Source organism: Flavobacterium sp. CLA17, from assembly GCF_013112255.2.
Classification (GTDB): Bacteria; Bacteroidota; Bacteroidia; order Flavobacteriales; family Flavobacteriaceae; genus Flavobacterium; species Flavobacterium circumlabens.
On the sequence record NZ_CP068294.1, the window covers coordinates 1,466,264 to 1,479,542 of the forward strand.

The following is a 13,279-nucleotide window of genomic DNA, read 5'->3' on the forward strand; positions in this document are numbered from 1 at the left end:
ATAACCATTAAAATACACCAAAATGAAAAAAATAATTACCACAATCGCATTATTTGTAGCCGTAATAAGTTCAGCACAAACACAATTTGAACAAGGAATGGGAAAGGCATTCGGACTTTGGAAAGAAGGAAAAAACACCGAAGCTTCGGCAATGTTTGAAAGAATTGCTTCTGCAGAAAAAAACAGCTGGCTGCCTAATTATTATGTTGCTTTAGTAAATACAACCAGTGCTTTTGCAGAAAAAGATAAATCTAAAGTTGATTTATTACTAACCAAAGCGCAGGATGCACTTGATGTTGAATTTATTAAAGACCAGAACAACGCAGAATTATATGTTTTGCAGGCTTTGCTTTATACCGCCTGGGTGGTACAGGATCCGATGACAAACGCTCAAAAATATTCCGGTAAAGTAATGGAGAATTACGCCAAAGCTAAGGCAATAGATCCTAATAATCCGAGAGCTGTTTTTGGTGAAGCTGATTATCAGTTAGGAGGAGCAAAATGGACAGGCGTTGATACAAAGCCATTGTGTGCTCAGGTTGATAAAGCTGTCGAACTTTTTGCTACATTTAAACCGGAAACTCCTTTTTCACCAAAATGGGGATTAGACAGGGCATTGGAAACTCAAAAAAGTTGTAAAAAATAATATCATATAAGTTCATAAATGAAAGACCATAGAAATACATTCGCAAATTTGAGAACCGGAACAATCATGTGTTTCAAGATCTCTATGGTCTTTACAATCATATTTTCAGCTTTTTTAGGAGCCGATTTAACTGTTAAAAATGTACTGCTGACGTTCTTTTTAAGCTGCCTTTATTCCTTTGGACTCGGTTTCGGAAATGGCTTTCTGAATGTTCTTTTAGATAAAAAATGGGACTGGCTGGAACAAACCAACCTGAGGGTTTATTACGGCATTCTGTGTACTGTTTTATACACGGTTCCGGCCGTTTTAGGAATCAACTATATCATTTTTGTGGTGGTACAGAACCTTTCCTTAGATAAGTTTTTTAGTGAAAGAATGATTTGGGTACACCTTTTTTATATCATTTTATCTTTGGGAGTCTCCACTTTCATGCAGGCCAGGAGCTTTATGGTAAAATGGAAACAGGCTTCGAAATTTGAAGTAACCCAGCAAAAGATTATCGCTGGAACGGCAAATGCAAAATTCGAAAGTTTAAAGAATCAGATAGATCCGCATTTTCTTTTTAATAGTTTAAATGTGCTGAGTTCCCTGATTGAAGAAAACCCGGATAATGCACAGCGTTTCACCACTTCTTTGTCTAAAATCTATCGTTATGTTTTAGAACAGAAAGATAAGGAACTGGTTTCTGTTGAAGAGGAATTGTCTTTTGCCAAAACCTATATGAATTTGTTAAAGATGCGTTTCGAAAACAGTTTGTTTTACGAATTACCTTCAGAAGGTATAAATCCGGATGCAAAAGTAGTTCCGTTGTCACTACAGCTTTTACTCGAAAATACAGTAAAGCACAATGTGGTAAGCGAGCAAAAACCATTGCATATCAGAATTTTTATTGACGGCGACTGTCTCGCCATCCAGAATAATTTTCAGAAGAAAGAAGTATTACAGGATCGTCAGGGAGTTGGTTTGCAAAACATCGTAAACCGATATGGAATTATAACCAACAGGAAAGTTCTGATTGAACAAAACGAAGAAAATTTTACCGTTAAAATTCCAATTTTAACCAAACAAATTTCAGTTATGGAAACAAGTGCAGAATATAGTGATGAGAATAAAGCCTATTTCAGGGCTAAAAAGAGAGTAGAAGAGTTAAAAGGATTTTATGCAAACGTAATTTCATATTGTTGTGTAATTCCGTGTTTAATTTTTGTAAATTTAACCTACTCTCCTGGATTTCAATGGTTTTGGTTTTCGGCTTTAGGCTGGGGATTTGGACTTACCATGCACGCTTTCAAAGTGTTTGGGTATAGCTCTGATTGGGAAGAACGAAAAATCAGGGAAATTTTAGAAAAAGAAAACAACCAAAAAACCTGGAAATAAGTATGGAAACGAATTGTAACAAAGATCATGAAAGATTTGAGTTTCAGCAAATCTTCAGGAAAAAGGCAGTAAAGCTCAGATCTTTTTATATGCATGCGCTTGTTTATGCATTAGGATTAGTAGTTTTTGTGGTAAAGGAATATTATGGAGTTCCACTGAACTTCTTTCCATTCCTATATTTAAATCATGTTGTAATGATAATCTGGACCTCGGTGTTTTTATTTTCTGCAATAGATTTATTTCTTTCTTTTAAAGTTTTTGGAGAGGAATGGGAGGAACGTAAACTGAAACATATTTTAGAGAAAAGACAAAAAAAACAAAAATGGGTGTGATCATGGAAATAAATTATAATGAAGAGGACAGATACTATCTTGCAAAAAAGAAAGTAGAAAATATTAAAGGCTTTTATGGTAATCTTACCGCCTTTATTGGGGTTAATATTATATTGATTATCATTAATTTGTGGACATCTCCACAGTATTTATGGTTTTTCTGGCCACTATTGTGGTGGGGAGTAGGAGTTCTTTTTCATGGGTTAAAAGTTTTTGAAGTATTTCCGGTTTTAGGTAAAGATTGGGAAGAAAGAAAAATCAAGGAATTGATGGAAAAAGAAAAAGAGAGCAAAAACAAATGGCAATAATATAATTCAAATAAAAAAATGGGACGATTTAGAAGACGTATGTACGAAGAATATGCACATGAATTTAGCACAGACGAAAGCTATAACATAGCTTACAGAAAAGTAAAAAAAATAAAAGGATTTTACTCGCATTTGAAGGTTTATGTTATAGTGAATGCTATTATCATTATTTCAAGTTTGAACAGAGACTTTGTTGGAAATCATTTTGAATTGAGAGGGTTTCAGAATTGGGAAATCTATTCGACAGCATTTTACTGGGGGATTGCTTTAGCCATTCATGCCTTTACAGTTTTTGGGCCTGATATCTTTTTCAATAAGGATTGGGAGGATAAAAAAATCAAAAAATATATGGAGAAAGAAGTAGAGAGTAAGAATAAATGGGAGTAACTTTAAAATTTATTTTTTCAAATTTTGCATATCAATAGATGATCACATTAATTATAGAAGACGAAAAACCAGCTGCAAGATTGTTGCAGCGGAAACTTGAAAAGTTAGATATTGCTGTAGAAACGATGTTACACTCTGTAGAAGAATCTATTCATTGGTTCAGCAATAACAAACATCCCGATTTAATTTTTCTGGATATTCAGCTATCAGACGGTTTGTCGTTTGAAATTTTTGAAAAAATAAACATTACAAGCGCCATTATTTTTACCACTGCTTATGATGAATATGCATTAAAAGCTTTTAAGCTTAACAGTATCGATTATCTTCTGAAACCTATTGATGAAGAGGATCTCGATGTTGCGGTTACAAAGTTTAAAACCCGCCTTCCTAAATTGGGAACAGAAACCACAAACCTTCAGCTCGATTTTGAGCAAATCAGGAAAATGCTGTCTAATCCTTTTGAAAAGAACTATAAAAAACGATTTACAGTCAAAATAGGACAACACTTAAAAGTGATTACCACCGATGAGATTGAATGTTTTTTTAGTGAAAATAAAGGAACCTACATTCATACTTTCGAAAACAGAAACTACCTAATCGACTCGACTTTAGAGATTCTCGAACAGGAATTGGATATGAAAGATTTCTTTCGCGTAAGCAGAAAATTTATTGTTCCGCTTACGGCAATAAAGGAAATTCAGGTTTACACCAATTCGCGTCTGAAAGTTATTTTACCGTCTTATAAAGAAGATGAGGTTATTGTAAGCCGCGAAAAAGTTCAGGATTTTAAGAGCTGGCTGGGATAGTTCTCTTCGCTTCCAGAATCACATAAAACTGAATTCCGAATAGGATAGAGGCTAAAACCAAATGTATGGCCTGGCTCCCCAATGGGAAATCAAGATACGCCATAGCCATTCCGGTTAGAATTTCTATTCCGATGATAAACAATACCCAGTTTATTTTTGAAAAACCTAAGTTTAGTTTTCTGTTCTTATTGAATAAATACACATTTACAAGTAAAACGATAATCGAAAAGGAACGATGGATGTAAAAAGTAACGGAAGGATTTTGCAGCCAAAGAATACTTTCCGTCAGACCGTTTTTTACCTGTTCATCAATAAACTGACGTACTTGTGTACCAATAGCAACTTGAATTAGAGTCAGCAAAAGCGAAAACAAAAGTATTTTTTTAAATCCGGAATTGTATGTTACGGCAGTCAATTTTGGTCTTGCTAATTGAATAATGTATAAAATTACCGCAACAATTACCAATGCCATTACCATATGCACGGTTATCTTTATCGGGTTTAATACAGAATAAACCACTTTGGCTCCTAACCAGGCCTGAAAGCCCATCATGAAAACAACCAGCCAGGAAAGAAGTGTAATTCTTTTCTTTTTCCTCCAGAATTTAAAGGAAGCAACAGCCATAAAAAAACAAGCCATACCGGCCAATGCCCCGAATAAACGGTTAATGTATTCTATCCAGGTATGCAACGGATTGAAAATAGCATAATCGTGTTTGGTATATTTTTCCCAATGCGAAGCATCAAAATTGGTCTCAGTTGTAAAATTATCTTTCGCAACTAATAAAGTTTCCTCCTTAATAATGACCTGACCTTTTTCGAAAACACGGTTTGGTGCCCAGGTCAGTTCTTTTAAATCCGTTGGCGGAATATAATATCCAAAACACTTCGGCCAGTCCGGACAGCCCATTCCGGAACCTGTCATTCGAACTAAGGCTCCTGCGACAATTACTAAATAAACTAAAACTAATGCTGTTTTTGCGATTGCAGGGAAGTGTTTTTTCATTTTTTTTGAGTGCCTGAGATTCTTAGTTGTTGAGGTTCTATGTTTTTTTAAATTTATTTAATTGGAAAATTTTCAGGATTTTGTCTCGTATCCCAAATGTCAAGAACAACAATTTGAGTATTTGTAATTTGGTAAATCAATTCAAAATGACTCAAAATTTTAAGTCTGACATTTGAATTATTTGATTCAATAGCGCTTTCCGGAAATTTTACAATTTGTTTTAATGATTCCTGAAGTAAAACGTTTAATTTTCTACTGTACGATGTTGATTTATTTCTTTGATTCCAATACAAAAAAATAGCGTATTTTGATTCTTTTGCAAATGAAGTCCAAACTATTTTTCTTGTTCTTTGAACCATTGTTCTAATTCAATTTGAGCTTCTTCATTCGAGACAAAATCTCCGTTTTCGTATTGTTGTAACGCAATGTTTATTTTCTTTTGTTCAGCCTCAGAAAAAATTCTGATATTCTTAGTTTTTAATTTTTCATATGCTGCAACAGGTTCATTGACTGAAGATAAATCCTCTCCTGATTCACCAGAATCTAATAAAGATTTTATTTTTAGTAATAAATCAAGATCATTGGTTTCCATTATTTTTTTTATCAGATCTAATTTTAGTTCGGCGATATCCATAACTTTTAATTTTTATAAAATTAAATAAAATCCGTTATAATCCCGGGAATGAATTACAATTTAACTAATCCCATTTTATGCGCTTTCTTCTGCATAAACTCAAAAGCAGCATCATACTCATTAGGGATTTCACCTTCTAAAATAGCTTCTTTAATAGCTTCTTTTAACATTCCGATTTCGCGTGAAGGTTTTAAATTATAAAACTCCATAATTTCTTCTCCCGAAATGGGCGGTTGAAATTTACGTACATGATCGCGTTCTTCGACTTCAACAATTTTCTTGCGTACGATTTCGAAGTTTTTATGGTACTTTTTAAACTTTGAAGGATTTTTGGTTGTAATATCGGCCTCGCATAATGTCATTAAATTCTCTACATCTTCTCCTGCATCAAAAACCAAACGGCGAACAGCACTGTCCGTTACAATATCCTGAGCCAGAACAATGGGACGCGAACTCATTATGACCATTTTTTGCACAAATTTCATTTTGTGATTTAAGGGCATGTGCAGGCGTTCGAATATTTTTTTAGCCATTTTTCCACCCAGAAATTCATGTCCGTGAAAAGTCCAGCCTTGTTTTTTATTGAAACGCTTTGTCGGAGCTTTTCCAATATCATGCAATAAAGCCGACCAGCGTAACCATACATCATCTGTATTTGGACAAATATTATCGACAACTTCCAACGTGTGATAGAAGTTGTTTTTATGGGTATGGCCTTCAATTTCTTCAACCTGGTTCAACGCGGTTAATTCAGGTAAAATAAGATCTAAAAGTCCGGTTTGATATAAAAGTAAAAATCCAACAGAAGGTTTTTCAGTCGAAAGGATTTTATTCAGTTCATCAACAATTCTTTCTCCGGAAATGATATTTATTCTTTCGGCATTTTTGGTAATCGCGTCTAATGAATTCTTTTCGATCTCAAAACCCAACTGAGTAGCAAAACGAATGGCACGAAGCATACGCAACGGATCATCAGAATACGTAATGCTTGGATCCAGAGGAGTTTTAATGATTTTATTTTCTAAATCAGCCAGACCATCAAACGGATCAGAGAGATCTCCAAACGTTTTTTCGTTTAAGGATAAGGCCAGCGCATTTATGGTAAAATCACGACGATTCTGGTCATCTTCCAAAGTTCCGTTTTCAACAAGCGGATTTCTGCTGTCAAAATTATAAGATTCTTTTCGGGCACCAACAAATTCAATATCAGTATCTTCAAAACGCAACATAGCAGTTCCGTACGTTTTAAAAACCTGAACTTTTGGTTTTTTAGGAAGTAATTCAGATACTTTTAAGGCCAGTTCGATTCCGCTGCCCACCGCTACAACGTCTATGTCTTTTTTAGAACCACGGTTTAAAAGTAAATCCCGGACAAAACCACCAATCACGTAAGTGTCAACGTTGAGTTCCTGAGAGGCCTGCGAAATGATTCCGAAGATTTTATGTTGTAAAGCTGTTTTATAATTTGTCTGTATAGCCACGTATTCACGAATTTTAAATAGTAACGTTGAGTTCTGAAGAGAATCGAACGTCTGCAAATTTACAACATAGAAAATGCCTATTATAATCTATTGCTCACTTTTTTGAAGAAATTCACAGTTTGAAGTGCTGAATTTTATCAAATAAAAAAGGTTGCCACGAATTTCACGAATTTTCATGAATCCGTTTTAATTTTTTGACCCGATACGATTAGCGAAAATTCGTGAAATTCGTGGCCAAAAAAAGCCTTATACGGCTATCAAACAAATCAATTGCAATACTGTTTTTTTAGCAATTCAATTTGTATTTTTGAATCACTTAAAAATGCACACATGAAAATTGTTATATCGCCTGCCAAGTCCTTAAATTTTGAAAAAGAATTACCAACTGCACACTATACAGAACCGTCTTTCCTAAAAGAAGCACGTCAGGTTCATAAAGTTTTAAAACCTAAAAAACCGTCTGATTTAGCGGAACTAATGTCGATTTCAGAAAAACTGGCGGATTTAAACTGGCAGAGAAACCAACAATGGAAAACACCTTTTACACCCGAAAATGCGCGTCCTGCAGTTTATACTTTTGATGGTGATGTTTATACCGGCTTAGATGCGTATACAATTCCATTAGAAAAATTAGACGTTTTGCAAGACAAACTCAGAATCCTATCCGGGCTTTACGGCGTTTTAAAACCACTGGACCTTATGCAGGCCTATCGCTTGGAAATGGGAACAAAACTCCCTGTTGGAGAACATAAAAATTTGCATGATTTCTGGAAAGCGCCCGTTACCAACGCTTTGAATAATGAGTTGTCAAAAGGGGAGTTGTTTGTGAATTTGGCCAGTAACGAATATTTTTCTGCTGTCGATGTGAAAGCTTTAAAGGTACCTGTAATTACGCCTGATTTTAAAGATTATAAAGATGGAAAACTTAAGATAATCAGTTTCTTCGCTAAAAAGGCAAGGGGAATGATGGTGCGTTATATTATCGATACCAATGCTGAAACGGTTGATGATTTAAAAGGTTTCAATTATGAAGGGTATCAGTTTGATGCCAATCTTTCAGAAGGGAATCATTTGGTGTTTACGAGATAGTTTTTTGGAAGGTTCAAAGGGGCAAAGATGCAAAGGTTCAGAGGTTTTTTTAGGGTCTGAATTGCTGAGGGTCTCACTTACTAGATCTTTTATTATTGCCTCAATTAAGATTTACGTTTCCGGTTTGGAATTTCAATAGCCTCCAGCTTTAGCTGGAGATACTTATATGAATTCATAAAGGGCTTTAGCCAAACTTCTTATTTAAATACTATTTCATTCTGAAAATTAAAATAAAAAAGCCGGGTTCAATTAAGATCCCGGCTTTCCGTATTATAAATCAATTATTATAATTATTATTAATGCATCGCATCGGCGGGATTAATCTTGTTTTTTCCTTTCTTGATGAAAAGAATAATCGGTATACAAAATAAGAACATTATTCCTAAGTACATGAAAATATCTATGTATGACATTACGGTACTTTGTTTTAAAACGGCGTAATCTATGGCCTGATAGGCTTTTTTAAGGGCAACATCGGCACTGTAGCCTTTAGCTTCAAAAGCTTTTTGCATTCCTATGATACGTTGTTGAACCTGATAGTTTGCAGGATCTAAATTCGTGAGTAAATTTACTCTGTGTTCCTGACTGAAACGGGTAATAAAAGTGGTAATGATGGCAATACCAAATGAACCTCCCAACTGTCGCATCATTCCGGTAAAAGCGGCTCCTTCACCAATATGTTTTCCTTTTAAAGTGGAAAGGGAAAGCGTCGTAATAGGCACAAAAAGTAATCCTAAACCAATTCCTCTCAAAATTAAAGGCCAGTACATATGTTCTACACCGGTATCAGGTGTAATTCGGGTTTGCATCATAAAGGTAAAGAAGAAGAAAACTAAAAATCCTACTCCAACCATATAGGCTTGCGGTACTCCTTTCTGAATCATGTTTCCAACAAATGGCATCATGATCGCTGTTGTAATCGATCCCGGAATTAATAATAATCCGGCATCAGTTGCTGTCCATCCTAAAATGGACTGCGTATAAATCGGGATAATCAATGTTGATCCGTATAAACCGAAACCAAGTATAAAACACATGATGGTTCCAATTCTTAAGTTTCCGTCTTTTAAAACACTTAAGTTTACAATCGGATGTTTATACGTAAGCTCTCTCCATATAAATAATACTAATCCCAAAACGGTAATAACACTTAGGGTTACAATAAGCGAATCGTTAAACCAGTCGTCTTGTTGCCCGTGTTCTAAAACGAATTGTAAAGAACCAATAAAAGAGGCTAATAATATAATTCCCCACCAGTCGACCTGATTTGCTTTTAATTTTTCTCCATATTTCGGGCTTCTTACAAAAGTAATGGCCAGAATGGTAGCAATAATTCCCAACGGGATATTAATATAAAAAATATACGGCCAGGAATAATTATCTACTAAATATCCTCCTAAAGGCGGACCTAAAGTCGGACCAACAATTACGCCCATTCCGTAAATAGCCTGCGCCATACCACGTTTTGCCACGGGGTAACTTTCGGTAATAATAGTTTGTGCTGTTACAAGAAGGGCTCCTCCACCCATACCCTGAACAAACCTAAAAGCTACTAGTTCCCAGATATTACTGGCATTTCCACACAAAAAGGAACAGACTGTAAATAGTATGATAGAGGCCACAAAATAATTACGTCTTCCAAATTGTTGTGATAGCCAGCTCGTCATCGGTATTACAATAACATTCGCAATTGCATATGCTGTAATCACCCAGGCCACATCAGTCAAAGTAGCACCAAGACTACCCCGCATGTCTGTTAGTGCCACGTTTACAATGGTCGTATCAACGATTTCAAGCAAAGCACAAAGTACTGCTGTAATCGTGATAATAACACGTCTGTAACCGTATTCTACTAAATCATCATCTCCTTGTACTGCTGCTGTCATTATATTATTTTAAATGTACGTCTACATCAACATTCATTCCCGGACGTAATAATTTTACTTTCTCAGGATCGTTTGATTCATCTAAACTGATTTTTACGGGTAATCTCTGAATCGTTTTTACGAAGTTTCCAGTTGCATTATCAGGAGGTAATAAAGAAAAACGGGAACCTGTAGCTGGTGAGAACGAAGTTAAAGTTCCTTTGAATTCGTAGTTTGGATAAGCATCAACTTTTAAACTCACTTTCTGACCCACAACCATTTTGTTTAATTGTGTTTCCTTGAAGTTAGCCACAACCCAGGCTTCAGTATTGTTGATGATATAAAATAAAGATTGTCCCGGCTGAACCAGTTGTCCCGGCTGAATATCAACTTTAGAAACCTGACCATCAATAGCAGCAGTTACAACTGTGTACGTAAGGTTTAGTTTCGCTACATCCAGCATTGTTTTTGCTTTTTTGATGTTGGCAGCCGCAACTTCAGTTTGTTTATCAGAAACTTTAGATTTAGACTGAATTACTGATTTTTGAAAAGAACTTGCTCTTTGTTGTTGTTCTAAAACACGTACCTGGTTTTCAGCTTCGTCTTTTGCAGTCTGAGCCTGCTCAAATTGCTGTTTTGTAATGGTATGTGTTTTGTACAAATTATTATAACGGTTGAAATCATTTGTAAGCTGTCGCAGTCTGATTTTTGCACTTTCGATAGAACCACCTGCAGATTTCATATTGGCATCTGAAACAGAAATGCTGGCGTATGCACTTCCAATATCAGCTTTTGCAGCTTCGTATTGACCTTCAGCTCCTAAAAGAGCAGCGTTTGCCTCATCGATTTTTAATTGATAATCTCTTTTGTCAATGGTAAATAAAGTATCTCCTTTTTTTACAAAATCATTATCTTTCACATACACTTTGCTAATATAACCGGATACTCTTGGGATAATCGGGTTCATTTTTTTCTCGATCTGAGCATCATCTGTTTCTTCATGAGACAAGGAGTGCATGTATTTTGTTATTCCGTAAGTTCCCCCCACTAAAACCAAAACGGTTAGTATAATGATGAATTTAGTATTTGTTTTTTTCTTTTCCATGAGAGCTATCGATTATATTTTAGAAAGATTGAATGATTGTGATAATTGTCCTGATACTGAAAGTAATTCGTAATATTTTTGAATAATGGCCGCTTTAGATAAAGCAGTGTTTATTTTGGCATTAAGCTGTTCTACATCAGCTTCAACTAAATCATTAGTATCAGATAAACCATTATCAAATTTGTCTTTTACAAGTCTGTAATTTTCCTCGGCCTGCTTCAGCGCTTCGTCATAAACGACACTTTGATTAATTGCCAGACTGTAATCTTCAATAGATTTCTGAACTTCTACTTTAATTCGGTCTGTCATAACAGCTTCCGTATTTTTTACTTCTAAAGCCCTACTTTCAGCTTCGCGTACATGAGCGCTGTTTTTTAGAATTCCGGATAAATCATACGTTAAACCAAGCCCAAAATTCATCGCATATTTTACCGTAATAAAATCTTTAAGGTCGAATGCGGTATAACCACCCAATAAGGCAAGAGAAGGATAATATCCTGATTTGGCCACTTTGATATTGGCCTCACTTGCTTTCTGCTGAAAACGAATAGCTTCTAAATCTTTTCTGCTTTCAAGCGCCAGAGCATCTGAAGTTGGTGCATTGTTTGTTTTTAAATTAAAGAAATCAGCTTCGTTAACCTGAAGTTTTACTGTCGGATCTAATTTTAATAAAGTAGTCAGGTAAAAATTGATGTTATTGATGTTGTTATTTGCTTCATCAATCGATAATTTCGTTTTAGAAACCAATAACTGCGCTTTCAATAAATCATTTCTTGGAATGATTCCGTTTTTTTCGAGTTCCGTAAAATCAGTTACACGCTGTTGCGCCTGTTTTTGATTTTCGTTTAGAAGATCCAGTGTTTTTTGTGCTTTGTATAAAGCAGTGTAATAGGTAATTACACGTAAAGCAACATCCTCTTTAGTTTTAGCTGCGTTTGCACTTTCAGCCTCATAAAGATTGTCGTAAGCTTCAATACTGCTCTGGATTTTAAATCCCGAAAAAATAGGGAGACTCAAATTCGCCATACCAAACATTGCGCGGTCCGGGGAAGCCATTGGTTCTGCACTCGCTTCGTCATTGTGCATATCGATAGAAGCTTTTGTTAACCTTTGGTACTGTCCTGAAATTTTTAAATCAGGATATTGGTTGTTTTTAACCGTTTGTAACTCATACTTTTTTGAGTTTACCTTAGTGTTGGCAAGAGTAACTTCGTTACTTTTTTCCCAAGCCAGTTTAACGGCTTCGTCTAAGGTTAAACTTGTTTTTTCTTGTGCTTCTATTGATGAAATTCCGATAAAGAAAATCCCAAAGAGCATTAATTGACTAATTTTCATAAACAAGTAGTGCTTTTATAGTTTGTTGAATGTGCTTTGTAAGACTGGTTTTAATATAATCGTTGTATAACTTTTCTGTATTTAAATTTAAAAGTTCTTCAAAGAAAGGTTTGTTCATGTGGAAATGAAAAAAGGTTCCAATTATAGTTGGTGTAATAAGCGGAATGATAACATCTTTCCTGAAAACACCTTTTAACTGACCTTGTGTAATAATACTTTCAACAGATTTTAAGTTTCCTTTTTTTAATTCCGTAAAGGCCGCCATGCTTTTTTCTCGGTTCTTTGAGTTTAGTTCAAAATGTAAAACCCTGAAAATTCCTTTGTTACAGCTAATTCTGTTAATGTAAATTTCAATTAATTTATTGACTTTTTCAATAGGTTCGAGATTTTCCTGTAATAAATTTTCAAGTTGTAATTTTAAATCAGAAGTTTTATAGATAATTAAAGCTTCAAGTAACCTCTCTTTGGAACCAAAATAATACGAAACCATGGCAATATTTATTTTTGCATGTTTTGAGATATCCCGTATCGAAGTTCCCTCAAATCCTTTATCTGAAAATAACTTTTCAGCAACCTCAAGAATCTGAATTTTTTTATCATTAAATTCGAAGTTTGACATAGTAGTGTTTCTAATCGGGTACAAAATTAAACAAGCGTTTAAATTAAACAGTTGTTTAATTTTATTTTAACACAATATTAACAGAAAACCTTGTAGTTGATTTGACGATCAAAAAGAGGAAACATTTAGCATTACAGCCTTAGCAGTCTGTATTGTCATTTCGACGAAGGAGAAATCTTCGTCACATTATTGACAAAGATTGAAATATTTGATTGTAGAGTTTCTTGCGAAGATTTCTCCTTCGTCGAAATGACAAACATGAGGTTGGTATTTTTTTATCAGGAATATA

Annotated in this window: 14 protein-coding genes; 7 read left to right on the forward strand and 7 right to left on the reverse strand. The window is 34.9% G+C overall.

Going from position 1 to position 13,279, the window contains the following annotated elements:
* Positions 1–22 precede the first annotated feature (22 nt).
* The 6 genes from HAV12_RS06515 to HAV12_RS06540 are packed head-to-tail and all read left to right on the forward strand — an operon-like array spanning position 23 to position 3,856.
* The gene (locus tag HAV12_RS06515) at positions 23–646 is read left to right on the forward strand and encodes a hypothetical protein (protein ID WP_171568935.1); all 624 of its coding nucleotides are present in this window, start codon (positions 23–25) and stop codon (positions 644–646) included.
* 18 nt (positions 647–664) lie between these two features.
* Positions 665–2,023, forward strand: coding sequence for a 2TM domain-containing protein (locus HAV12_RS06520; RefSeq protein WP_171568936.1), 1,359 nt, complete (start codon positions 665–667; stop codon positions 2,021–2,023).
* 2 nt (positions 2,024–2,025) lie between these two features.
* A complete protein-coding gene (locus HAV12_RS06525; protein WP_171568937.1) occupies positions 2,026–2,355 on the forward strand; it encodes a 2TM domain-containing protein in 330 nt (109 codons plus the stop codon).
* 2 nt (positions 2,356–2,357) lie between these two features.
* Positions 2,358–2,663, forward strand: coding sequence for a 2TM domain-containing protein (locus HAV12_RS06530; RefSeq protein WP_238698678.1), 306 nt, complete (start codon positions 2,358–2,360; stop codon positions 2,661–2,663).
* Between the two features lie 18 nt (positions 2,664–2,681).
* Complete coding sequence (locus HAV12_RS06535; protein ID WP_171568938.1) at positions 2,682–3,050, forward strand: 2TM domain-containing protein; 369 nt, start codon at positions 2,682–2,684, stop codon at positions 3,048–3,050.
* A 38-nt stretch (positions 3,051–3,088) separates the two neighbouring features.
* A complete protein-coding gene (locus tag HAV12_RS06540) occupies positions 3,089–3,856 on the forward strand; it encodes a LytTR family DNA-binding domain-containing protein (protein ID WP_171568939.1) in 768 nt (255 codons plus the stop codon).
* Here the strand turns inward: HAV12_RS06540 and HAV12_RS06545 are convergent.
* The 3 genes from HAV12_RS06545 to HAV12_RS06555 all read right to left on the reverse strand — a co-directional run bounded on the left by HAV12_RS06545 (position 3,837) and on the right by HAV12_RS06555 (position 6,977).
* Positions 3,837–4,862 (reverse strand): heme A synthase, encoded by a 1,026-nt coding sequence (locus HAV12_RS06545; RefSeq protein WP_171568940.1) that lies wholly within the window; start codon positions 4,860–4,862, stop codon positions 3,837–3,839. The two genes, HAV12_RS06540 and HAV12_RS06545, sit on opposite strands and share 20 nt — an antisense overlap.
* A gap of 334 nt (positions 4,863–5,196) precedes the next feature.
* Positions 5,197–5,496 carry a hypothetical protein gene (locus HAV12_RS06550; RefSeq protein ID WP_132034489.1) on the reverse strand — a complete coding sequence of 100 codons (300 nt, stop codon included), beginning with the start codon at positions 5,494–5,496 and terminating at the stop codon, positions 5,197–5,199.
* Positions 5,497–5,549: 53 nt separating this feature from the next.
* Complete coding sequence (locus HAV12_RS06555) at positions 5,550–6,977, reverse strand: CCA tRNA nucleotidyltransferase (RefSeq protein ID WP_162304646.1); 1,428 nt, start codon at positions 6,975–6,977, stop codon at positions 5,550–5,552.
* Between the two features lie 330 nt (positions 6,978–7,307).
* Between HAV12_RS06555 and yaaA the strand changes: the two genes are divergently transcribed.
* The gene (yaaA, locus tag HAV12_RS06560) at positions 7,308–8,066 is read left to right on the forward strand and encodes a peroxide stress protein YaaA (protein ID WP_171568942.1); all 759 of its coding nucleotides are present in this window, start codon (positions 7,308–7,310) and stop codon (positions 8,064–8,066) included.
* 296 nt (positions 8,067–8,362) lie between these two features.
* Here the strand turns inward: yaaA and HAV12_RS06565 are convergent, their stop codons facing one another.
* The 4 genes from HAV12_RS06565 to HAV12_RS06580 are packed head-to-tail and all read right to left on the reverse strand — an operon-like array spanning position 8,363 to position 12,990.
* Positions 8,363–9,952: an MDR family MFS transporter gene (locus tag HAV12_RS06565; RefSeq protein ID WP_171568943.1), complete on the reverse strand. Its 1,590-nt coding sequence runs from the start codon at positions 9,950–9,952 to the stop codon at positions 8,363–8,365.
* Between the two features lie 4 nt (positions 9,953–9,956).
* Positions 9,957–11,036 (reverse strand): HlyD family secretion protein, encoded by a 1,080-nt coding sequence (locus HAV12_RS06570; RefSeq protein ID WP_171568944.1) that lies wholly within the window; start codon positions 11,034–11,036, stop codon positions 9,957–9,959.
* Positions 11,037–11,048: 12 nt separating this feature from the next.
* Positions 11,049–12,371 (reverse strand): TolC family protein, encoded by a 1,323-nt coding sequence (locus HAV12_RS06575; protein ID WP_171568945.1) that lies wholly within the window; start codon positions 12,369–12,371, stop codon positions 11,049–11,051.
* Complete coding sequence (locus HAV12_RS06580; RefSeq protein ID WP_171568946.1) at positions 12,361–12,990, reverse strand: TetR/AcrR family transcriptional regulator; 630 nt, start codon at positions 12,988–12,990, stop codon at positions 12,361–12,363. Before HAV12_RS06580 ends, HAV12_RS06575 begins: the two co-directional genes overlap by 11 nt.
* Positions 12,991–13,279: the final 289 nt, after the last annotated feature.